Origin of the sequence: Pseudomonas orientalis (genome assembly GCF_022807995.1) — a bacterium.
In the GTDB taxonomy this organism is placed as follows: domain Bacteria; phylum Pseudomonadota; class Gammaproteobacteria; order Pseudomonadales; family Pseudomonadaceae; genus Aquipseudomonas; species Aquipseudomonas orientalis_B.
Genome location: NZ_CP094351.1, coordinates 5,375,604 through 5,398,457 on the forward strand (window position 1 = coordinate 5,375,604; position 22,854 = coordinate 5,398,457).

Annotated in this window: 21 protein-coding genes and 1 riboswitch; of the genes, 12 read left to right on the forward strand and 9 right to left on the reverse strand. The window is 61.0% G+C overall.

Translation table 11 applies throughout. The annotated features are described in order from the left end of the window. The first annotated feature begins 20 nt into the window (after positions 1-20). Positions 21-416 carry a DUF1090 domain-containing protein gene (locus tag MRY17_RS24130; protein ID WP_124425289.1) on the forward strand — a complete coding sequence of 132 codons (396 nt, stop codon included), beginning with the start codon at positions 21-23 and terminating at the stop codon, positions 414-416. Positions 417-422: 6 nt separating this feature from the next. On the opposite strand, the gene MRY17_RS24135 is transcribed toward MRY17_RS24130, so the two are convergent. After that, positions 423-872, reverse strand: a complete 450-nt coding sequence (locus MRY17_RS24135; RefSeq protein WP_124425290.1) for a c-type cytochrome — start codon at positions 870-872, stop codon at positions 423-425. Positions 873-999: 127 nt separating this feature from the next. On the opposite strand from MRY17_RS24135, the gene mltA reads away from it, so the two are divergent. Then, positions 1,000-2,193: a murein transglycosylase A gene (gene mltA, locus MRY17_RS24140; protein WP_124425291.1), complete on the forward strand. Its 1,194-nt coding sequence runs from the start codon at positions 1,000-1,002 to the stop codon at positions 2,191-2,193. 502 nt (positions 2,194-2,695) lie between these two features. Here the strand turns inward: mltA and MRY17_RS24145 are convergent. Beyond that, on the reverse strand, positions 2,696-3,082 hold the full coding sequence (locus MRY17_RS24145; protein ID WP_057723556.1) for an MAPEG family protein: 387 nt from the start codon (positions 3,080-3,082) through the stop codon (positions 2,696-2,698). Positions 3,083-3,268: 186 nt separating this feature from the next. Between MRY17_RS24145 and MRY17_RS24150 the strand changes: the two genes are divergently transcribed. Beyond that, complete coding sequence (locus tag MRY17_RS24150; RefSeq protein WP_181282471.1) at positions 3,269-4,531, forward strand: cation:proton antiporter; 1,263 nt, start codon at positions 3,269-3,271, stop codon at positions 4,529-4,531. Here the strand turns inward: MRY17_RS24150 and MRY17_RS24155 are convergent. The 3 genes from MRY17_RS24155 to MRY17_RS24165 form a co-directional block, all read right to left on the reverse strand. After that, a complete protein-coding gene (locus MRY17_RS24155; RefSeq protein WP_124425293.1) occupies positions 4,525-5,412 on the reverse strand; it encodes a formate/nitrite transporter family protein in 888 nt (295 codons plus the stop codon). The two genes, MRY17_RS24150 and MRY17_RS24155, sit on opposite strands and share 7 nt — an antisense overlap. Positions 5,413-5,484: 72 nt before the next feature. After that, complete coding sequence (locus tag MRY17_RS24160; protein ID WP_243352981.1) at positions 5,485-7,416, reverse strand: patatin-like phospholipase family protein; 1,932 nt, start codon at positions 7,414-7,416, stop codon at positions 5,485-5,487. Between the two features lie 100 nt (positions 7,417-7,516). Beyond that, on the reverse strand, positions 7,517-7,921 hold the full coding sequence (locus MRY17_RS24165; RefSeq protein ID WP_065949548.1) for an acyl-CoA thioesterase: 405 nt from the start codon (positions 7,919-7,921) through the stop codon (positions 7,517-7,519). A gap of 198 nt (positions 7,922-8,119) precedes the next feature. Beyond that, positions 8,120-8,225, forward strand: a riboswitch (S-adenosyl-L-homocysteine riboswitch). Between the two features lie 21 nt (positions 8,226-8,246). Between MRY17_RS24165 and ahcY the strand changes: the two genes are divergently transcribed. From ahcY to MRY17_RS24190, 5 genes are all read left to right on the forward strand, one after another. Then, complete coding sequence (gene ahcY / locus MRY17_RS24170) at positions 8,247-9,656, forward strand: adenosylhomocysteinase (RefSeq protein ID WP_124434325.1); 1,410 nt, start codon at positions 8,247-8,249, stop codon at positions 9,654-9,656. 179 nt (positions 9,657-9,835) lie between these two features. Next, positions 9,836-10,681: a methylenetetrahydrofolate reductase [NAD(P)H] gene (metF, locus tag MRY17_RS24175; protein ID WP_243352982.1), complete on the forward strand. Its 846-nt coding sequence runs from the start codon at positions 9,836-9,838 to the stop codon at positions 10,679-10,681. Positions 10,682-10,773: 92 nt separating this feature from the next. Beyond that, the gene (locus MRY17_RS24180) at positions 10,774-11,856 is read left to right on the forward strand and encodes a hypothetical protein (protein WP_181282473.1); all 1,083 of its coding nucleotides are present in this window, start codon (positions 10,774-10,776) and stop codon (positions 11,854-11,856) included. A 63-nt stretch (positions 11,857-11,919) separates the two neighbouring features. Further along, a complete protein-coding gene (locus MRY17_RS24185; protein WP_243352983.1) occupies positions 11,920-12,723 on the forward strand; it encodes a substrate-binding periplasmic protein in 804 nt (267 codons plus the stop codon). A 222-nt stretch (positions 12,724-12,945) separates the two neighbouring features. Continuing rightward, positions 12,946-14,823, forward strand: a complete 1,878-nt coding sequence (locus MRY17_RS24190; RefSeq protein WP_181282475.1) for a DEAD/DEAH box helicase — start codon at positions 12,946-12,948, stop codon at positions 14,821-14,823. Between the two features lie 174 nt (positions 14,824-14,997). Here the strand turns inward: MRY17_RS24190 and MRY17_RS24195 are convergent, their stop codons facing one another. Then, positions 14,998-15,576: a YceI family protein gene (locus tag MRY17_RS24195; protein ID WP_243352984.1), complete on the reverse strand. Its 579-nt coding sequence runs from the start codon at positions 15,574-15,576 to the stop codon at positions 14,998-15,000. A gap of 32 nt (positions 15,577-15,608) precedes the next feature. Next, the gene (locus tag MRY17_RS24200) at positions 15,609-16,160 is read right to left on the reverse strand and encodes a cytochrome b (protein ID WP_191953073.1); all 552 of its coding nucleotides are present in this window, start codon (positions 16,158-16,160) and stop codon (positions 15,609-15,611) included. A gap of 272 nt (positions 16,161-16,432) precedes the next feature. Here MRY17_RS24200 and MRY17_RS24205 point away from each other — a divergent pair, with 272 nt between their 5' ends. Further along, a complete protein-coding gene (locus MRY17_RS24205; protein ID WP_191953074.1) occupies positions 16,433-17,839 on the forward strand; it encodes an adenosylmethionine--8-amino-7-oxononanoate transaminase in 1,407 nt (468 codons plus the stop codon). 143 nt (positions 17,840-17,982) lie between these two features. After that, positions 17,983-18,702, forward strand: a complete 720-nt coding sequence (locus MRY17_RS24210) for a 16S rRNA (uracil(1498)-N(3))-methyltransferase (protein WP_243352985.1) — start codon at positions 17,983-17,985, stop codon at positions 18,700-18,702. A gap of 57 nt (positions 18,703-18,759) precedes the next feature. Here the strand turns inward: MRY17_RS24210 and MRY17_RS24215 are convergent, their stop codons facing one another. Beyond that, a complete protein-coding gene (locus tag MRY17_RS24215) occupies positions 18,760-20,001 on the reverse strand; it encodes a D-amino acid dehydrogenase (protein WP_191956510.1) in 1,242 nt (413 codons plus the stop codon). A gap of 108 nt (positions 20,002-20,109) precedes the next feature. Between MRY17_RS24215 and MRY17_RS24220 the strand changes: the two genes are divergently transcribed. Continuing rightward, entirely contained in the window at positions 20,110-21,012 is a 903-nt protein-coding gene (locus MRY17_RS24220) for a LysR family transcriptional regulator (protein WP_181282480.1), read from the forward strand. 162 nt (positions 21,013-21,174) lie between these two features. Here MRY17_RS24220 and trhA read toward each other — a convergent pair whose 3' ends face one another. Continuing rightward, on the reverse strand, positions 21,175-21,792 hold the full coding sequence (gene trhA / locus MRY17_RS24225) for a PAQR family membrane homeostasis protein TrhA (protein ID WP_191956508.1): 618 nt from the start codon (positions 21,790-21,792) through the stop codon (positions 21,175-21,177). Positions 21,793-21,935: 143 nt separating this feature from the next. On the opposite strand from trhA, the gene MRY17_RS24230 reads away from it, so the two are divergent. Continuing rightward, entirely contained in the window at positions 21,936-22,850 is a 915-nt protein-coding gene (locus tag MRY17_RS24230) for a LysR family transcriptional regulator (RefSeq protein WP_243352986.1), read from the forward strand. The last annotated feature ends 4 nt before the right edge of the window (positions 22,851-22,854 follow it).

Consider the following 22,854-nt stretch of genomic DNA (forward strand, 5'->3'; position numbering starts at 1 on the left):
TGCTACCTTGGAGCCCTTACATGAAATTTCTTGCCCCTCTTGCGTTACTCACCTTCGCAAGCTTCATGACCACGCCGTTGCTGGCCGCCGATGAAGCCTCCCAACTGACAGGCTGCGCCGCCAAGCGCCAAGCCATCAGCACCCAGATCGAACAGGCCAAGGCCCATGGCAACGGTGCTCAGCAGGCCGGCCTGGAAAAAGCCTTGAGCGAAGTCACCGCCAATTGCACTGACGCATCGCTGAAGAAAGAACGCGAAAACAAGGTGCTCGATGCCAAGCACGAAGTCAGCCGCCGTCAGGCCGACCTCGACAAGGCCATGAAAAAAGGCGATGCGGACAAGATCAACAAGCGCAAGGACAAGCTCGCCGAATCGCGCAAGGAGCTGCAGGAAGCGGTGGAAGAACTCGACCAGTAAGACCGGTCAATGATCCCGGAACTGCTTATGGCAAGCGCTGCAGGCATCTTCGACTTTCTGCACCGCAGGTTGAAGACGACTGGCCTTATAGGGCTGGACCTGGCTGGCGATCACCAATTCACCGGTGGCCGCCTCAAGGTCGCGGGCCAGTTGCTGGAATTGCGCCTGCTTTTGCCACACTTCGTCCCTGGCACTGGTGTGGTCCGCTTCACGCACCTGCGGGAAGTGCTGCCAGGGTTGATGGGACAACGCGTCCAGCTTGACCGCACCGTCGGCGAACCGGGCGCCGTCGAACGGGATACGCCCGCGCAACATGCCGCCCAGGTCTTCGCTGGTCTTGAGCATCTGCTTGAAAATCGCCTTGCGCTGGCCCAAGGGCGAGTTGGGGTCAACACCGCCGCAGGCAGACAAGGCCAGGCAGGCCAGCACTGCAACCGTCATATGTTTAAAAGTCATGGTGGCTCAGGGTCACGGAAAACGGCGGCCAGTATCCCCGCCTCGTCCGCAAAGACCAATAGCCCTATTAAAAATAAGGATTGCCCAACGCGATAAAGCCCGGGCAATCGTTTCAGGAACTACGTGCATGAATGTCTATTGGAAACCCTGGAGCCGCCTGGCGTGGGCTCTACCGATGATCGCGCTGCTGGCCGGCTGCGACATGGGCCAGGATGCTGGCAAAGAGACTGCCAAAGAAGAAACGGCCAAACCCCATGCCGTCGCCACTTATGTGAGCGCGCCGTGGGAAGCGCTGCCGTCCGTTTCCGACAGCGACCTGCTGGCGGGTTTCGAATCCTGGCGCAGTGCCTGCCAGCGCCTCAAGGCCGACCCTGTCTGGGGAGCGACCTGCGCAGCGGCAGCCGGCGTACCGGGCGATGCCGTGGCGGTTCGCGGGTTTCTCAAGGAGCGCCTGGACGTATTCGGCCTGCGTTCGGCCGACGACACACCGAACGGCCTGATCACCGGCTACTACGAGCCGGTCTACCCCGGCAGCCTGACCGAAACCGCCACCGCCCACGTGCCGGTGTACGGCGTGCCGGATGACCTGATTATCGTCAACCTGGAAAGCATTTATCCGGAACTCAAGGGCAAACGCCTGCGCGGACGCCTGGAGGGCCGCGTGCTCAAGCCGTATGACGATGCCAGCACCATCAATGGCCAGGGCTCGACTGCCAAACCGATAGCCTGGCTGACCGATCCGATGGACCTGCAGTTCCTGCAGATCCAGGGCTCCGGGCGTATTCAACTGGCCGGCGGGCGTCAACTGCGGGTGGGTTATGGCGACCAGAACGGTTATCCCTACCGCCCTATCGGCCGCTGGCTGATCGAGCAAGGCGAGCTGAAAAAAGAAGACGTGAGCATGGGTGCCATCAGCGCGTGGGCCAAGGCACACCCCCAGCGCATTCCCGAACTGCTGGCGAGCAACCCCAGCTATGTGTTCTTCAGCACCCGCCCCGACAGCAATGAAGGGCCGCGCGGCTCGCTGAACGTGCCGCTGACCGCAGGATACAGCGTGGCGGTGGACCGCAAGGTGATTCCGCTGGGGAGTTTGTTGTGGCTATCGACCACAAAACCCGACGGTTCGCCGATCGCCAGACCCGTCGCCGCCCAGGACACCGGCGGCGCCATCACCGGAGAAGTACGCGCAGATTTGTTCTGGGGCACAGGCGAAGCAGCAGGCGAGTTGGCGGGAAACATGAAGCAGCAAGGACAGATCTGGATGCTGTGGCCCAAAGGTACGCCACTGCCGCACGTGCCGGATGCACCCGCTGGCACCTGACAGCCATAGGTATCGACACAACGCTGCAGAGCCCAACCGTAACCACGATGCGAAGCGAGTCGCCCTTGATCTTGATCTTGATCTGGCTTTTGATCTGGCTTTTGATCTTGATCTTAGGCGCCCCGTTAAACCACGCTGGCCGAACGCAGGCTTGAATCCGTGGGTAACCCGGCAGGACGCCGGGTTAGCCGCCCCGCGCCATGGATGGCGCGTGGCGGCGGCCCACGGATTCAAGCCGGAGAGAGGGCACACCGAGCCCAAGCGAGGTGCCGAGTGGTGGGGCAAGAGCGTTTTGCTTACTTTTGCGCTTTTCAAAAGTGAGCCGCTGTAAAAGCGGAACCAATAGCAGCCGTTACCGCAGAAACGGATATGTACTCGGTCTGGTCCAGCATCCTGGTCGGCTCCAAGGCCGCCATCGGGGGCAAGCCCCCTCCCACAGGGGATCTGCGCTAACCGACTGGCATTGGGGCAAGCCCCACCCACAAGGTATATGCGTCAGGCTTCAGATCGAGACAAAGAAGAAACTCGCAATCAGCGCCATCCCCACAACCCACACCAGCGAACGCAACATCGCCCAGTCCGCCAGGTAGCAGATGATGTACAGCAGGCGGCTGGTGATGAACAGCACCGCCAGCACATTGATGGTCACCAGCTCGGCCGTACCGGCCAAGTGGGCGATAATCACCGCAGCCGCAAAGGCCGGGGTGACTTCAAAGCTGTTGAGCTGCGCATTGTGGGCACGCTTGGCAACGCCTTCGACTGTATCCAGGAACGCACGCGGGTCATGGTTATGCCGCGGCCCGAACTTGCCTCCGCTGAACTTGGCCACTCCGGTACACAGGTACGGCAGGAAGATTGCAATCAACACACACCAGAAAGCCACTGTCATCAGTCATTCCCTTTTTAAATTTATCAAGGCAGTCCGGGCATCATCACCCACCTGCCGATCAGTCCAGTCCACAAGCTATGAGCCGTGGCCGGCCGAAAGGTTCTTTCAGGTAATTGCACCTGTTTATACTAAACGATGTCTCGACGCACGCTGTGCGCTTCTATTTCCCCGCCCCAAGGACCCCGGATGCTTGAACTTGTTGCCGCCTTCATCTGCCTCACCACCCTGCTCACCTATGTGAATTTCCGCTTTATCGGCCTGCCGCCGACCATCGGCGTGATGGTCACCGCGCTGCTGTTTTCGCTGATCCTGCAAGGCCTCAGTTTTATCGGCTACCCCGGCCTGGAAGAACGTATCCAGCAGCTGATCGGCCAGATCGACTTCGGCGACTTGCTGATGAACTGGATGCTCTCGTTCCTGCTGTTCGCCGGCGCGCTGCACGTCAACTTGAGCGACCTGCGCAGCTACCGCTGGCCCATCGGCCTGTTGGCGACCTTTGGCGTATTGATCGCCACCGTGGTGATCGGCAGCCTGGCGTACTACATCTTCGCCCTGTTCGGCTGGCACGTGAGCTTCCTGTATTGCCTGCTGTTCGGCGCGCTGATCTCGCCCACCGACCCGATTGCGGTGCTGGGCGTGCTGCGTACCGCCAACGCTTCGAAACCGCTGAAAACCACTATCGTCGGCGAATCGCTGTTCAACGACGGCACGGCGGTGGTGGTGTTTACCGTCCTGCTGGGTATCGCGCAGTTGGGTGAAACACCGACTGTAGGCGCCACCGCAATGCTGTTCGCCCATGAGGCGATTGGCGGCGTGGTATTCGGCGGGCTGATCGGTTACCTGGTGTACCTGATGATCAAGAGCATCGAGCAGCACCAGATCGAAGTCATGCTGACCCTGGCGCTGGTGATCGGCGGCTCGGCGATGGCCACCGAACTGCATGTCTCCGCGCCGATTGCGATGGTGGTGGCCGGACTGATCATCGGCAACCTGGGGCGCAAGCTGGCGATGAACGACATGACCCGGCGCTATCTGGACGGTTTCTGGGAATTGCTCGACGACATGCTCAACGCCCTGCTGTTTGCATTGATTGGCATGGAACTGCTGCTATTGCCGTTCAACTGGCTGCACGTATTGGCGGCCAGCTTGCTGGCGGTGGCGATCCTGCTGTCACGCCTGCTGACCGTGGCCCCGGCGATCCTCCTGCTGCGGCGCTGGCGCACGGTACCGCGCGGCACTATCCGCATCCTCACCTGGGGCGGGTTGCGCGGCGGCGTCTCGGTGGCACTGGCGCTGGCATTGCCACTGGGCCCGGAACGCGACCTGTTGCTGAGCATCACCTATATCGTGGTGCTGTCGTCGATCCTGCTCCAGGGCCTGAGCATTGGCAAACTGGTCAAGCGCGTGACCCAGGGTGAACCCCAGGCCACGGCCGAAGAACGTCACTGATCTTTGCTGACCTGCTGCGGATGCCTCGGATCCGCAGCCTTCTTGCCCGGCAAACTGCCCTCGCTGCGAATCTGCGCATGGCTGATCAACGCAAAGATAAAGCTGCCGCCGATGATATTGCCGGCCAGGGTCGGGCCGGCAAACACCAGCCAGAAGTCATGCCACGATAGTTCGCCGGCAAACACCAGGTACGAGACTTCCGCCGAGCCCACCACGATGTGAGTGAAATCGCCCAATGCCATCAGGTAGGTGATCAGGATGATGATCCACATCTTGGCGCTCTCCATCGACGGGATCATCCACACCATGGTGGCGATCATCCAGCCGGAGACAATGCCTTTGGCGAACATCTGGCCCGCATCGTTTTCCATGATCTTGCGCCCGATTTCAAGGAAGGCCATGTCGGTCTTGCTGTCGAATATCGGCAGGTGCAGCATCACGTAGGCCACCAGCAAGGTGCCACACAGGTTGCCCACCAGCACCACCGTCCACAGTCGCAACAGGCGCCCGGCATTGGCCAGGGTCGGCTTGCTCATCACAGGCAACACGGCGGTGAGGGTGTTTTCGGTAAACAGTTGCTGGCGCGCGAGGATTACCGCGAGGAAACCGGCGCAATAGCCAAAGCTGGCAATGACCTTGAATGCTTCGCCGTCCGGCAGGCGCGAGTTGAGCAGCCCCATGGCCATGAGGGACAAGCCCATGGTCAGCCCGGCAGCCAGTGCAGACCACCACAACGCGGCGACGCTGCGCTCCAGCTCCTGGTCGCCCTGGGTACGAATGATTTCATGCAGCACCGCGGCGCGGGGCGGCTGGTTTTTGTCTACGTCCTGCTGCTCTTCCTGCGACAGGTTGGGGGTTTTGCCTGCTTCTTCGGTGGCCATGATTATCCGGAGTCCAAGGGGGGGCGTGTAGCTACGACACGCGGCCATCGTGGCTGTTCAGTGGCCAGGCAACTAAACCGGAATCCTCCAGGCCTTGGTCATTTGCATCGTGGTCGAACCCGACGCCTTATCCCAGGGTTTATTACGCGCCTTGTAACGGTCGCGGAGGGTGTCGAGCACCCGATTGAACTCGGTGGGCGTGGCAACCCACGCCAAGTCTTGCGCCGTACGATGCAGCAGTTCGACATTGGCCTCAGGTTGACCAGGCCGAAACAACGAAGGGTAGATCACCTCCCGCGTGAAATTATCTGCTTTCATCGCAATATCGCGCACGCCCATCTCGGCGACCGCGCTGCCGATGACCTTGGACACCGCAGGTGTACCGCTGGCGATCTGCTTGGCCACCACTTGCAGCAATTGCTGAAAGTTGCGCCGGCTTGCAACATTGAGACGCCGCGCCAACCAGTCGACCTGCTCAGGCCGTTGAGCCAAGGCGTCCAGGTTACGCAGGCCCGATAAAATACCAGGTGTAAGTGCCAGCGCGTCCTGTGACTGATTCGCTTCGGTAATCGCATCATCCAGGGCTTGGAACACCTGCTGCGCGGTGCTCCTGAACGCCAGCGCCTCCACAGCGGCCGGGTCTTTTTGCAACCCCGGCTGTACGCTGGCGAACAGTTGATCATCCATGGCCAGAACGGCCTCATGCAGTGACTGGAACGCGTGGTGCTCAAGTGCCGTGGCGCGACGCTCCAAATGCGCTTCCACCTCCTGACGCGCCTTGGCCTGCAAGTGTTGTTTTTGCCCGTCCTGCATCGTGAAGTTGACTGTACCTTTGATCAGGCCGCGAAAATCACCTTGTTCGGTCTTGAGGGGCAAGGTGACGATTTGATCGGCAAACGCTTCGAGCTTTTTCTCCTGGAAAGCTTCAGCGGCCGAATGCGCAACACCGATGATGCGATCAGCCACGCTGCTGAGAAAGCTGCCACTTCGCGCCGGTATCTCGCTGGCGCTGGGCTCAAACTTGACGATCAAGGCTTCAGGCTTGTTCAAGGGACTATCAGGATATGACCTCTGCACCACACCCGGTGCCGGGGTATTGAGCAACAAGCCGCCGTCCTTGAACGCGGTAATTTCACCCGACACCTGGAAGCCATGACCCTGTTCCACGGGGCTTTTGAACACCACCGGCAAGGAACCGGAAATATGGGCCGCCCGCGCAATGTCCATCTGCGGGGTCAAACTGGCATTGAACACCACCAACTGCGGGCGGGCGGCAAACATACCGGTGCCGGTGATGCTCAGTTGCTTGATCGCGGGGATGTGCCGGTTCAACACCTCAAGGTCACGGAACGTCGGTGCGCTGCCGGCACTCAGTTTATCGGCAATATTCATCACTTCAGCGGGCCGGGTTTCCCGAGGGCTTTGCGCGATATGCGCAAGCAGCGACCGGCGCGACTCATTTCGAATCATTTCCTCGAGAGGACAGGCTTCAGTTTGCAGGCGCGGCAACAATGTCACCAACAGCTGAGACACATTGCCGACGGGGCTGGGTAAGTAGCCGAAGAGTTTGCCGACTGTGGTAGTGGCATTCTGTATCCAAGCCTTCACGGCATCCTGGCTATTGAGCAGGCTGGGCAGGTCAATGCTATCGGACAACTTATCGAATGCTACCGCCCCCATGCCACTGGCAATCAACGCCGCCGAAATCGCGCCGGCGGATGAGCCACACGCCAATTGAATACCTTGCAGCTTTCCCGCCTGCTCAAGGGCCTGCACCACCCCCGAAAAAGCGATGCCCTTGGCCCCTCCGCCGCTGAGCACCAGGCTCGTGGCGGGAGGAGCCGACAAAATCACTTCCACTCGCCCCAGGTCATCGCGCAGAAGCGTCACGTTGCGCTCGCCCACCCCCTCCAACAGAGGCGTCTTCGCGCCGGACGTGTCCGCAGGGCGAACCTTTTTATCCAATGAGTGCTGAATCTGGGCACTTGAACCGAACACTTTCATACACAGGCTCTTCATAGGGTGTGAGCCTGAGTAGTGATGAAAGCGCCTCGCGACGATCCGTGCGGAATGATTTGGTAAAGCAAATCACATCGCTACGTTGTCACTCACTGAGACTGTCGTCCTTGAACTGATCCTTCACGTATTTTATTTCGGTGCGGCCATGGGGCGCCGGCAGGCCATCCTCACCTAGGTTGACGAAGACCATTTTCTCTACGGTCAGGATGCTCTTGCGAGTGATCTTGTTGCGCACTTCACAGGTGAGGGTGATGGAGGTTCGACCGAACTCGGTGGCGGTGATGCCCAGCTCGATGATGTCGCCCTGGCGCGAGGCGCTGACGAAGTTGATTTCGGAAATGTACTTGGTCACCACGCGCTGATTGCCCAACTGTACGATCGCGTAGATCGCCGCTTCTTCGTCGATCCAGCGCAGCAGGCTGCCGCCGAACAGGGTGCCGTTGGGGTTGAGGTCTTCGGGTTTTACCCATTTGCGGGTGTGGAAGTTCATGGTCACTCCAGAGCGTCTTGCGAAATGATGGGCAACATCATGGCAGAGCCCGGGGCCAAGCTCTATGAGCCGTTGACTATCACCCCCATGAGCGATCTTCATGCCGCCGACAGAAAGGCTTGGGAAGTGCCGCATACACGGCTATAATCGCCCCCGTTTCAAAACGGTCATCTTCAGTTGATACCGTTCTCCCGCCACCTGTCCGAGGGGCGCTGCAGCAGGCTTGGCCTGTCAGGCTCGGATGGGGCGTTGTCCGGCCTGGTTTTGCAGCCGGATACTAAACGCACAACGGCGCCCATTCGCACACTACGAATGGAGGCTCTTCATGAGCGCTGTAATTACGCCTGCAGATTTCACCGACTACAAAGTCGCCGATATGTCCCTCGCTGCCTGGGGCCGTCGCGAAACCTTTATCGCCGAATCCGAAATGCCAGCCCTGATGGGCCTGCGCCGCAAGTACGCCGCTGAGCAGCCGCTCAAGGGCGCGAAGATTCTCGGCTGCATCCACATGACCATCCAGACCGCCGTACTGATCGAAACCCTGGTTGCCTTGGGTGCCGAAGTGCGTTGGTCGTCATGCAACATCTTCTCGACTCAGGACCAGGCCGCCGCCGCTATCGCCGCCGCCGGTATCCCGGTATTCGCCTGGAAAGGCGAGACCGAAGAAGAGTACGAGTGGTGCCTGGAGCAAACCATCCTCAAGGATGGCGCGCCATGGGATGCCAACATGATCCTCGACGACGGCGGCGACCTGACCGAGCTGCTGCACAAGAAATACCCGCAGATCCTCGACCGCGTCCACGGCGTGACCGAAGAAACCACCACCGGCGTACACCGCCTGCTGGACATGCTGGCCAAGGGCGAGCTGAAAATCCCGGCCATCAACGTCAACGACTCGGTGACCAAGAGCAAGAACGACAACAAGTACGGCTGCCGTCACAGCCTGAACGATGCCATCAAGCGCGGCACCGACCACCTGCTGTCGGGCAAGCAAGCCCTGGTGATCGGCTACGGCGACGTGGGCAAGGGTTCGTCCCAGTCCCTGCGCCAGGAAGGCATGATCGTCAAGGTGTCCGAAGTTGACCCGATCTGCGCCATGCAAGCCTGCATGGACGGTTTCGAAGTGGTGTCGCCGTTCATCGACGGCATCAACGACGGCACCGAAGCAAGCATCGACAAGGCCCTGCTGGGCAAGATCGACCTGATCGTCACCACTACCGGTAACGTGAATGTCTGCGATGCGAACATGCTCAAGGCCCTGAAGAAACGCGCCGTGGTCTGCAACATCGGTCACTTCGATAACGAAATCGACACCGCGTTCATGCGCAAGCACTGGGCATGGGAAGAAGTGAAGCCACAGGTACACAAGGTTCACCGTACCGGTAGCGGCGCGTTCGACCCACAGAACGACGACTACCTGATCCTGCTGGCCGAAGGCCGCCTGGTTAACCTGGGTAACGCTACCGGCCACCCAAGCCGCATCATGGACGGCTCGTTCGCCAACCAGGTGCTGGCGCAGATCTTCCTGTTCCAGCAGAAGTACGCCGACCTGTCGCCGGCCCAGAAAGCCGAGCGCCTGACCGTGGAAGTACTGCCCAAGAAACTCGACGAAGAAGTGGCCCTGGAAATGGTCCGCGGCTTCGGCGGCGTGGTGACCCAACTGACCAAGACCCAGGCCGACTACATCGGCGTGACCGTTGAAGGTCCGTTCAAGCCGCACGCTTACCGCTACTGATACACCTGCTGCCTGCTCCCCCCTGTGGGAGCGGGCTTTAAATGTGGGAGGGGGCTTGCCCCCGATGGCGGTGGGTCAGTCGATATATTTGCTAGCTGACACTCCGCTATCGGGGGCAAGCCCCCTCCCACATCGACGGTGTACACACTCCGCAATTCCGAGTTTCAAAGGGTATGACCATGTCCCAAGACCGTCGCTACAGCTTCGAGTTCTTCCCGACCAAAACCGATGCTGGGCATGAAAAACTGATGGCCACCGCCAAGGTGCTGGCCAGCTACAACCCCGACTTCTTCTCCTGCACCTACGGCGCAGGCGGTTCGACCCGTGACCGCACGATCAATACCGTGCTGCAGCTGGAAAGTGAAGTCAAAGTTCCCGCCGCTCCGCACTTGTCGTGCGTGGGCGACAGCAAAGCCGACCTGCGCGGCCTGTTGACCCAATACAAGGCCGCCGGCATCCAGCGCATCGTTGCCCTGCGTGGCGACCTGCCGTCCGGCATGGGCATGGCCAGCGGCGAGCTGCGCTACGCCAACGACCTGGTGAGCTTCATCCGCGAAGAAAGCGGCGATCACTTCCACATCGAAGTGGCGGCTTATCCGGAAATGCACCCTCAGGCGCGCAATTTCGAACACGATCTCCAGAACTTCGTGCGCAAGGCCAATGCCGGCGCCGACAGTGCGATCACCCAGTACTTCTTCAACGCCGACAGCTACTTCTATTTTGTCGAGCGTGTACAGGCCATGGGCGTGAACATCCCGATCGTGCCGGGCATCATGCCGATCACCAACTACAGCAAGCTGGCGCGCTTCTCCGACGCCTGCGGCGCCGAGATTCCACGCTGGGTGCGCAAGCAGCTGGAAGCGTATGGCGACGATGTCAAAAGCATCCAGGCGTTCGGTGAGCAGGTTATTACCGAGATGTGTGAGCAATTGTTGCAAGGTGGCGCGCCAGGGTTGCACTTCTATACCCTGAACCAGGCTGAACCCAGCCTTGCCGTCTGGAACAACCTCAAGCTGCCGCGCTAAGGCTTGCCCGGTGGTGCCAAGGCCCTCGTTCAGACGAGGGCCTTTGTCGTTCTACGTTGTCGCTTTACGTACCCCAAGGAACCCCGCAGTCCATGAATACAGTGTCTTCCACTTCCCGTCCGCAGCTGGTCTACCTGGTCTTCGGCGCCGAGACCTACCATCAGGAAGCGGTATTCAGCATCGCCAGTGCGCTGGCCTTCCTGCAGGACGCCCCCGATGCGGCCGTGGACATCCAGGTATTTTGCGACAACCCCGAACCCTATCGCCTGCTGCCGGTGCGGGTGCGCCCGCTGGACGAGGCCACCCGCAAACGCTGGAGCGAACCCCACGGTTATCACTTTCGCACCAAGCACGTGGTGCTGCGCCAGGTGCTGCAGGAATCGCCGGTCGCGCTGCTGATCGACACCGACACGTTTTTTCACCACTCGCCCCTGGCCCTGTTCGAGCGCGTGCAGCCCGGCACCCTGCTGTGCAACGCCTTCTACACCAAGTACGGCGACAACCACGAAAGCATTCTCTATACCGCGCTTCACCAGCGCCTGCTCGACATGGGCGTGGCCGACGATGACATGATGACCCTCAACTCCGGCGTAATGGGCCTGACTCAGCAGGACGCGCACATCCTCGACCGTTCGATCGAGTTGATGGACGAACTGTTTCCCCATGCCCAGGGCGCCTACACCCTGGAAGAGTTCTGCCTGTCCATCGCCGCCTATCGCACCGTCAATGTGCGCGAGTGCCCGGACCTGATCCATCATTACTGGAGCCGCAAGCAGCTGTTCCGCGCCAAGGTCAAGGCCTGGATCGCCAAGCACGCTGCGGCGCCTACCAGCGCGGCGGCACTGGCCGACACGCGCCAGGTTTCCGCGCACCTGCCGCGCCCGCCGCGTTTGCAGCGCATGCTGTACAAGCTGATTACCCTGCTGCTGCCCAAACACCTGCAGCAGTTCATCCGCGAAATCCTCTACGGTTGCTACGAACACGAAAACGAGTTCGACCAGGCCTGTGGCCCGGTTTGGTGGGACAAGGCGCGACAAAACCAGGAAGAGCGCCAGAAGCGTCCGATTGACGCGCACCAGCTGGAACACTGGTTCGCCAACCCGGTGGTGCGCCTGATTCTCGGCGAGCGGCGCGCCGCGATCCATGCCCACCTGATGGACGCACCGGCAAAATAAGGCCGCCTGCCAAAGCGCGTGCCAGAGCTTCTCTTTATGCCAGGAGCGACGTAACCTCAGGCAATGCCTGTCATTTTGAAGTTGCTGATTGCTGCGCTATTGACTTGCCTGAGCCTGGCCGCTCATGGCGAGAAACTGCGCATTGTCACCGAACCATGGGCGCCCTACGTCTACGACGACAACGGCAGCATGCGTGGCCTGGACTATGAAACCACAGTGATCGTGTTCCAGCGCCTCGGTGTGGATGTGCAATGGCAATTCCTGCCGTGGAAGCGCTGCCTGGCCATGCTTGAACAAGGCCACGCCGACGGCGCACTGGACATTTTCCACAGCCACGAGCGCGACGCCTTGCTGCTTTACCCCAGCGAACCCTTGTCGCAAGTCGAGTTCGTGCTGTTCTACGCCAACGAACGTCCCCACCCCGCCGAAACCCTCGACGATCTGCGCGGCCTGACCGTGGGCGTCTCGCCCGGCTACTTGTATGGCGAAACGTTCAGTGCGTCCGATGCCTTCGCCCGTGAGCCCGCTCCCAGCCACGAGGCCAACTTCGGCAAGCTCATGCTGGGGCGCGTCGACATGGTGGTCACTGATCGACGCGTGGGCCAGCATGTGATCAAACAGTTGGGCCTGGAAGACAAGGTCAGCCAGGCGCCGGTGGTGGTCAGCCGCCAGCCGCAGTTTCTCGCCGTACGCCGTGGCGCGGGCATGGATTTGCTGGTCCAGCGCTTCGCCGCCGAGCTCAGGCGCTTCAAGCAAGAGCCGGCCTATGCGGCATTGAGCGCCAAATATGGCGGTATCCCGGCGCAAACGACCCCGATCAACGCGGACGATTACACCGTTGAGCAGCAGGAAAGCAGCGCGCAGTGATTGCTCTGTTATACTCCGGCCTTTCCGCCAGGCTTACGCCCGGCCGCTCGGGTCTTGAAAAAGGCACCCAACCCCGCTACAGCGCAGCTTTGCAGCCCGCGCGAGCCGGTGGAGTGCCCGCCAGACGCAGCAGGACCGGACGGGATTACGCTCCCCTAAGCGCCATTCACGCCCGGCAAGATTATCCCTTTGGGCCAAGCCCTAACTAAAACAGGATTACTCATGTCCTTTGCTTCCCTCGGTCTCTCCGAGGCTTTAGTCCGCGCCATCGAGGCAGCGGGCTATACCGAGCCTACTCCGGTGCAACAGCGGGCCATTCCCGCCGTGTTGCAAGGTCGCGACCTGATGGTTGCGGCGCAGACAGGTACCGGTAAAACCGGTGGTTTCGCCCTCCCGATTCTGGAGCGGTTGTTCCCCAACGGTCACCCGGACAAATCCCAGCGTCACGGCCCGCGCCAACCGCGCGTACTGGTCCTGACCCCCACCCGCGAACTCGCCGCCCAAGTGCACGACAGCTTCAAGCTGTATGCCCGCGACTTGAAGTTCGTCAGCGCCTGCATCTTCGGCGGCGTCGGCATGAACCCTCAGGTTCAGGCCATGTCCCGTGGTGTCGACGTGCTGGTGGCATGCCCGGGTCGTTTGCTCGACCTGTGCGGCCAGGGCAGCGTCGATTTGTCCCACGTGGAAATCCTCGTGCTGGACGAAGCCGACCGCATGCTCGACATGGGCTTTGTCCATGACGTGAAAAAAGTGCTCGCCCGCCTGCCGGCCAAGCGTCAGAACCTGCTGTTCTCGGCAACGTTCTCCCAGGACATCACGGCCCTGGCCGGCAAGTTGCTGCACAACCCGGAACGCATCGAAGTCACGCCGCCGAACACCACGGTCGAGCGTATCGAGCAACGCGTGTTCCGCCTGGCCGCCAGCCACAAGCGCTCGCTGCTGGCGCACCTGATCACCCATGGCGCGTGGGAACAGGTGCTGGTGTTCACCCGCACCAAGCACGGCGCCAACCGCCTGGCCGAGTACCTGGACAAGCATGGCCTCACCGCCGTTGCCATCCACGGTAACAAGAGCCAGAACGCACGCACCAAGGCCCTGGCTGACTTCAAGGCCGGTTCCGTGCGCATCCTGGTCGCCACCGATATCGCCGCCCGCGGCCTGGATATCGACCAACTGCCGCATGTGGTCAACTTCGAGCTGCCAAACGTCGATGAAGACTATGTGCACCGTATCGGCCGCACAGGCCGTGCCGGTCGTTCGGGCGAGGCCATTTCCCTGGTCGCGCCGGACGAAGAAAAACTGCTCAAAAGCATCGAGCGCATGACCAAGCAGAAAATCGCCGACGGCGACCTGATGGGCTTCGATTCCAGCGCTGTGGAGGCCGAGAAGCCTGAAGCGCGCGAGCGTCCGGACGTGCGTAACCCACGCAATCCACGCGGTCCGAAGGGCGATGGCCCGAACGGCGGCGGTGGTGGCGGTGGCCGTCGCGACAAGGGCAAGGACAAGGGCAAGGAAAAAACCGCGACCAGCAGCCGTGGCGAACGCCCTGCCCGCGAGCAGAAGCCACGTGAAGGCACCCCGGCCCGCGAACAGCGCCAGCCGAGCCAGCCGCCACGCGCCGCAGCCGATCGCGCCCCGGACGAGTTCCTCGACGACGATGTGGATAACTTCGGTAACCGCGTCGACTACGTGCCACAGGCCAAGCCCGCACAAGGCCGTGGCCGTCGCCCGGGTGCCCCGGCACCAGGCGCAGCCGCTCCACGTGCTGGTCAGCCACAAGGCGCGCGCCAGAACGGTCCGCGCAACAGCAGCGGCGGCACCACCGGTACGCCGCCAGCCAAGCGCAGCGGCCCACGTAATGGCGCCCCGCGTGACGGCCAGGCCCGTCGCGAAGACTCGCGCAGCAACAATCGCCGCCCGGCCCGTGACGAGCAGCCACGTTCGTCCGAGCCAGCGGTGCAAAATCCGCGCGGTGGCCCCGCGCCGAAGATTATCCACAAGGAGTCGAAAGCGGATCGCTTCCCGACACCCGAGCAGTTGGATCAACTGCCTGGCCGTCCTCGTGGTGAGAAACCAGCGCTGCTGACCCGCAACCGCTGAGTTTCAAAGTGCCATAAAAAATGCCCCGCCTCTTTCGAGACGGGGCATTTTTTTTGCTTTTAAACTGTAGGAGCGAGCTTGCTCGCGAAGAACTCACAGACACCGCGTACATCCAGGTTTCACGCGTCATCGTTGACGTTTTTCGCGAGCAAGCTCGCTCCTACATACGAAGCATTACTTCGTCTTCACGCCTTCCAGCGAGATGTCCAGTTCGACAGTCTGCGAAGTCGGGCCTGGGCCTTTCACGCCGAAGTCGTTCAGGTCGATCGTGGTCTTGGCGTTGAAGCCGGCACGTTCGCCGCCCCATGGATCCTTGCCTTCACCGTTGAAGGTGGCCTTGAAGGTGACTGGCTTGGTCACGCCGTGGAAGGTCAGGTCGCCGGTCACATCAGCCGTCTTTTCGCCGGTGGATTTAACCGCGGTGGACACGAACTTGGCGTCGGCAAACTTGGCCACATCGATGAAGTCTTTGCTGGCGATGTGCTTGTCACGTTCTGCGTGGTTGGACCACAGGCTGGCGGTTTTCACGTCGACAGCGATTTTGCTGGCTTCAGGCTTGGCTGCGTCCCAGCTGAAGGTACCATCCCAGTCCTTGAAGGTACCGTGGATGTAGCTGTAGCCCAGGTGGCTGATTTTCCAATCGATGAAGGCGTGCTGGCCTTCCTTGTCGATCTTGTAGTCAGCAGCCATTACCTGCCCGGCGGACAGCAGAGCGGTACCGATTGCCAGAGCGGCGAGTGTCTTCTTCAACATGTTTTCTATTCCTTGTGAGTCGAGGTTGAACATCAGGCTTTGCGCCCCAGCATTCGCGTCAGGGTCACATCACGATCGATAAAATGGTGTTTCAGCGCCGCCACGCCGTGCAAGCCGGCGAACACCACCAACACCCAGGCCAGGTACAAGTGCACCCAACCGGCGGTATCTGCCTGGTCCGGAAGACCGGAAACCACGGCAGGAATTTCAAACAGGCCAAACACCGGGATACCGACACCGTCTGCGGTGGAAATCAGGTAACCGGCAATCATCACGGCAAACAACCCGAGATACAGGAACGCGTGACCAAACGCGGCGCCAATACGGGTCAACCGACTGTAGCTGGTCAACGGCGGTGGCGGCGGGCTGATCAGGCGCCAGACAATGCGTACCAGCATGATGGCGAACAGCGTAATGCCAATGCTCTTGTGCAGGTCCGGCGCGTCTTTGCGCCAGGCGCTGTAGTAATCGAGGCCGACCATCCACAGACCCAGGGCGAACAATCCGAATACCACCAGGGCCACGCCCCAGTGCAGAACCATGCTGACCCAACCATAGCGGGCCGGTGAGTTGCGTAGCTGCATGTACTTAATCCCGTAAGAACTGTGCCCAAGACTAGCGCTTTACCTATCGAATTAAAGCGAAAAATTTCGCTTTGAAATATCGAGAAATGCGATCTGAAGCCTATGCATAATAAATTAACAAGGGATTAAGACTATTCCCTGGAAACGTGACAGACCGTCCTGCATTTACCGCGAATTTCCCCACAATGGCTTGTGACCCACGTCACCATTGCATAGGCTTGCGCGATTGTTTCACCTGCGCAGGTTGCAGGACCGCTTCGAGGAGATCACCGATGGGCTTGAATAACCAGTGGATGCAACGCGACCTCGCGGTGCTGTGGCATCCCTGCACCCAGATGAAAGACCACCAGCAACTGCCCCTTGTGCCGATCAAGCGCGGTGAAGGCGTATGGCTGGAGGACTTCGAAGGCAAGCGCTACCTCGATGCCGTGAGTTCCTGGTGGGTCAACGTGTTCGGCCACGCCAACCCGCGCATCAATCAGCGCATCAAGGATCAGGTGGACCAGCTGGAGCATGTGATCCTCGCCGGTTTCAGCCACCAGCCGGTGATCGAACTGTCCGAACGCCTGGTGGCGATGACCCCCGACGGCCTGACTCGCTGCTTCTACGCCGATAACGGTTCGTCGTGCATCGAAGTCGCGTTGAAGATGAGCTTTCACTACTGGCTCAACCGTGGCCTGCCGGACAAGAAGCGCTTCGTCACCCTGACCAACAGCTACCACGGCGAAACCATCGCGGCGATGTCGGTGGGCGACGTGCCGCTGTTCACCGAAACCTACAAGGCACTGCTGCTCGACACCCTTAAAGTGCCAAGCCCCGACTGCTATCAGCGTCCCGAGGGCATGAGCTGGGAGGAACACTCGCGCAACATGTTCCTGGCGATGGAACAGACCCTGGCCGACAACCATGACACCGTCGCGGCGGTCATCATCGAGCCGTTGATCCAGGGCGCCGGTGGCATGCGCATGTATCACCCGGTGTACCTCAAGCTGCTGCGCGAAGCCTGCGATCGTTATGGTGTGCACCTGATCCACGACGAAATCGCCGTGGGCTTTGGTCGCACCGGCAGCATGTTCGCCTGCGAACAGGCCGGCATCCGCCCGGACTTCCTGTGTCTGTCCAAGGCCCTCACCGGCGGCTACCTGCCGCTGGCCGCCGTGGTCACCACCGATGACGTGTACGACGCCTTCTACGACGACTACCCGACCCTGCGCGCCTTCCTGCATTCCCACAGCTACACCGGCAATCCGCTGGCGTGCGCTGCGGCGCTGGCGACCCTGGATATCTTCGAAGAAGACAACGTCATCGAAAACAACAAGGCCCTGGCCCAGCGCATGGCCAGCGCCACGGCGCATCTGGTGGACCACTCGCACGTGTCGGAAGTGCGCCAGACCGGCATGGTGCTGGCCATCGAGATGGTGCAGGACAAAGCCACCAAGGCCGCCTACCCCTGGCAGGAGCGCCGTGGTCTGAAGGTGTTCGAGCATGCCCTGGAGCGCGGCGCGTTGTTGCGGCCGTTGGGCAGCGTGGTGTATTTCCTGCCGCCGTATGTGATTACCCCGGAGCAGATCGATTTCCTTGCCGAGGTTGCGAGTGAAGGCATCGATATCGCCACCAACAGCAAGGTCAGCGTTGCCGTGCCGAAGGATTTTCACCCAGGTTTCCGTGATCCGGGATAGTGTCCAGAATCCCTGTAGGAGCGAGCTTGCTCGCGAAGGTATTCCAGGCACATTACGGCGTCGGGTATACGTTTTTCGCGAGCAAGCTCGCTCCTACAGAAAGACAGAACGTGTGTATTGCATAATTTTTCCAGAGAACAGAAATGAGACTGTCCCGTTTTTTCACCGACACCCCGCTGAGCCTCGGCGACCACGAGTTGCCCGAAGCCCAGGCGCATTACATCAGCCGCGTGTTGCGCATGGTCGAGGGCGACGCCGTGCAACTGTTCGACGGCTCCGGCCAGGAGTTTCTCGGCAGCCTGTTGGAAGTCGGTAAAAAACGCGTCACCGTGCAACTGACGCAACACTTCAACGGCCAGGCCGAATCGCCGCTGCACAACCACCTCGGCCAAGGCCTTTCCCGGGGCGAACGCATGGATTGGGCGATCCAGAAAGCCACCGAACTGGGCGTCAACGCCATCACCCCGATTTTCAGCGAGCGCTGCGAAGTGCGCCTCAAGGACGAACGCGCCGACAAACGCCTGCTGCACTGGCGCCAGGTGGCAATCAGCGCCTGTGAGCAATGCGGGCGTTCAACGGTGCCGGTGATTCACCCGCCGCTGTTGCTGGCAGACTGGCTGAAACAGACCGAGGCCGACCTGAAGCTGGTACTGCATCCGGTAGCCGAGCCAATGATCAGCCATGCCAAACCTTCGAGCCTGGCCTTCCTGATCGGCCCTGAAGGCGGATTGACCGACGGCGAAGTGGAAACCGCCCAACGCGCCGGCTTCCACGCCGCCCGCCTCGGCCCTCGGGTTCTGCGCACTGAAACCGCCCCGGTGGTCGCGCTGGCCGTGGCTCAGCAATTGTGGGGCGACTTCTAACCCTCCCAGTGACGTTCCCACGCTCTGAACGATCTTGATGTTTCGCAGGCCAGAGATTCAGGCGGCGCAGGGCGCAAGGCCCTGCATATCAATGGACGGCGTGCGCTGATCGATCAGTTCGGCCAGCAGTTGGCCGCTGCCGCAGGCCAAGGTAAAGCCAAGGGCGCCGTGGCCAAGGTTCAGCCACAGGTTGCGATAACGACTTGCACCGATCAGCGGCACCCCCGTCGGCGTGGCCGGGCGCATGCCGGCCCATTCGACTGCGTGGGTGTAGTCACCGGCCAGCGGAAACGTCTCCAGGGCCTGACGCTTCATCAGGGCCAGGCGTTTGGGTTCAAGTCCGGTATCGAAACCAACGATATCCACCATGGCGGCGACCCGCAGCTGCTCACCGATACGCGCGTAGACGATCTTGCGGTCATAGTCGGTAATGCTCAGGTTCGGCGCCCGGTGCTGCGCGCCAATCGGCACGCTCAAGCTATAGCCCTTGAGCGGATACAGCGCCAGCGCCAACCCCGGCAAGCCCAATTCGGCGCTGCGATGCCCGGCCGCCAGCACCAGTTGTTCCACCGGCATCACTTCGCCGCCCAACTCGATGGCCTGCACTGCACCGTCGGCGTGGCGAATCCCGGTGACCTTGCGCCCGAGCATAAACGTGCAGCGCCCCGAGGCCTCGAGCCGGGCCGCCAGCCGTTGGCAGAAGGCATGGCAATCGGCGACCTCCTCGTTCGGCGTGTAGATACCGCCAACAAAATCACCCGCCGCCAATGCCGGCTCCAGCCGCGCGCAATCGCCCATGGACAAGACCTGCTGCTGCAACATGTCGGTGACTTTGCTGCGCGCATGCTCGAAGCTATTGGCAGTACGAAACGTCACCAGCTTGCCGTTGCGCCGCCAATCGAAACCTTCCAGGCGGTCATCGATGCGCCATTGCTGCAAGGTGGCCTGGCTCAAGGATGCCAGGCGCAACAAGTGCGCGGCATTGCGCTTATTCACCGAACCCCGACAGGCGGCCATAAAGGCTGCCATCCAGCGCCATTGCCGGGGGTCGAGCCGTGGGCGCAATTTCAACGGTGAGTCACCGCGCAGCAACCAGCCAATCGCCTGCAGCGGCACACCGGCATCCGCCAACGGCGCCACATAGCGATAGGACAACTGCCCGCCGTTGGCGAAACTGGTTTCGCTGCCCAGGCTGTCGCGCGCGTCGATCACCGTCACCGCATGGCCGGCACGCACCAGCGCATACGCACTCGCCAAGCCGATCACTCCACCGCCGATGATGCAAACCTGTGCAGCCATGCCAGCCTCCCGCCGTTGGTTCAAGAAGGCTCAAGCCTAGAGGCAGGTGACAGCTCACCGACAATGAATAAAGATGGGTCACCTATAAACAAAGGTTATGGACTCATCATGCGCTTGCGTCATATCGAAATCTTCCAGGCCATCCGCCAGACGGGCTCCATCAGCGCCGCCGCGCAGCTGCTGCACGTCTCGCAACCGGCGGTGACCAAGGTGTTGCAGCACGCCGAATTGCAGCTGGGCTTTGCGCTGTTCCTGCGCGTACGCGGCAAGTTGCAGCCCACGCCGGAAGCGCTGGCGCTGGAAAGCGAAGTCGAGAAAGTCACCGCAAGCCTGCAAGGCGTGCGTCGCCTGGCCAAGAGTTTGCGCCACATGCCGGGACAAAGCATACGGATTGGCGCAATCCCCGCGCTGGCCCTGTCCCTGCTGCCACCGGCAATCCTGGAATGGACGCGCGATTACCCGGACATGGCCTGCGAACTGTCCAGCGACCATAGCCGCGAGTTGGTGCAAAAGCTGTTGATGCGCGAGATCGACCTGGCGTTGACGCTCAATTTCTCCGGCCATCCGGGGCTCACGGCCCAAGTGCTGGCCAACGGTGTGCTGGTGGCGTTGGCGTCCAAAGGCTATTGGCCGGATGCCGAACGGCATCAGCCTTTACCGTTGGCCGAGCTGGCTGGCGCGCCGTTGATCGGCTTGTCCAGTGCCGACCCGCTGGCGGCGAAGCTGGGCAGCTACCTGGAAAATATCGACCCGCCGCCACGGGTGACGATCTCGGTGCAAACCTATTCCCTGGCGCGTGCGATGGTCGAATCCGGCGCCGGCCTGACCGTGATCGACCCGTTCACCGCGCTGGGTGCCTCAACGGCCACCACCCGGATCCGCACGCTCACCCCACCGCTGCCCATCACCCTCTACGCCCTGACCCGCGCCAACGAGCCACCACCGCATATGCTGGCCAGGCTGCTGGAGATCTTTGGCAACCGCGCCTGTGAGCTATTGGCACGCCTCTAAAAGCACCCTGGGTCCAATGTGGGAGGGGGCTTGCCCCCGATAGCGGTGTGTCAGCCAGATAATTTATATCTGACAGAAAGCTATCGGGGGCAAGCCCCCTCCCACATTCGATCTTCGCTGCTTTGAACACTGAATGACATTAAGGCTTGCCCCCTCTTACACTCAAAGCACGTAATGCATGATCGCCACAAAATGCAGCAGGCTGCCGCCAATCACAAACAAATGCCAGATCCCATGGGAATGGCGCAGGCGGTCCTCCAGGGCAAAAAAGATAATGCCCACGGTGTACAACACCCCGCCCGACGCCAGCCAGATAAACCCTGCGGTACCCAACGCGGCGAGCAGCGGCTTGACCGCCACCAGCACGATCCAGCCCATCACCGCATAAATCACGATGGATAAAATCCGCGCCTCGGAACGCGGCTTGATCTCCTGCAAAATGCCGATCACCGCCAGCCCCCACACAATCCCGAACAACGTCCAGCCCCACGGCCCGTGCAGCGTCACCAGGCAAAACGGGGTGTAGCTGCCGGCGATCAACAGGTAGATCGAAAAGTGATCGACCTTCTGCATGATCTCTTTTCGGCGCCCCTGCACGCTGTGATACACCGTCGAGGCGCTGTACAGCACGATCAGCGTAAAGCCGTAAATCGCCACGCTGACGATCTTCCAGGGACTGCCATCCAGGCTCGCCACCACCAGCATCCACACAGCGCCCATGCACGCCGCGACGGCACCGAGCAAATGGCTCCAGGCGTTGAATCGTTCTCCGTGGTACATCTGTCACCGACCTCCTGTAACCCCAAGCACAAGCGGACAAGCGTCCAACCTTGCGCATCAGAGTGCAAGCGGGTTATGACGTTCCGACGACGCCGCGCCATTTTGCGGGCACAATCGAGGGCATTCGAACAAGAGCCACGGCCATGTTGATCGACGAAGAATTCACCCTCAAAAAGCTGGAAATCTTCCTGGCATTCATGCGCACCGGCAACCTGGCCCGCGCCGCCGCCGAATTGCAGACCAGCAACGTCAGCGTGCACCGCGCCATTCACTCGCTGGAAAATGCCCTGCGCTGCCCGCTGTTCAAACACGAGGGCCGCAACCTGACGCCGCTGGAAAGCGCCTATGTCCTTGAAGAGCGCGCGCAAAAGCTGGTGGCCGACGTGGTCGACAGCGTGCGCCTGACCCGCGAAGCCGCCGGTTTCTCCGCCGAACGTTTCAAGCTCGGCTCGCTGTATTCGCTGACGGTCAAGACCGTGCCGCAGCTGATCATGGGCCTGAAAATCCGCCGCAGCGAACTGAATATCGACCTGATCCTGGGCTCCAATTTCGACCTGCGCTACAAGCTCAAGAACATGGAGGTGGACGCGATTCTCATCTCTCTGGATGAACACGCCAATGATCCCGACTGCGAACAGATCGCACTGTTCAGCGACGACATCTTCCTTGCCACCCCGGCCGACTCGCCCTTTGACCGCGAACAGCAAATCGACCTGGCGGATGTGCGCGACGCCACCTTCATCACCCTCACCCAGGGCTTCGCCACCCATCAGGACGGCAACCGGGTGTTCAAGCAGGCGGGCTTTGAGCCAAAGGTGGCGATGCAGGTGAACGACATCTTCACGCTGCTGAGCATGGTCAGCTCGGGGGTGGGTTATGCGCTGTTGCCGGGGCGGATCGCGGCGGTGTACGAGAACCGCGTGAAGCTGATACCGCTGCAGCCCAGGTATCGGTTGCAGCAGCATATCGGCGTGGTGTTCCTGAAGGCCAAGGAGCGCGATCCGAACTTGCTGGCGTTGTTGGCGGAGTGTCGGATGTATGCCAATCGCCAGGCTTGAGATT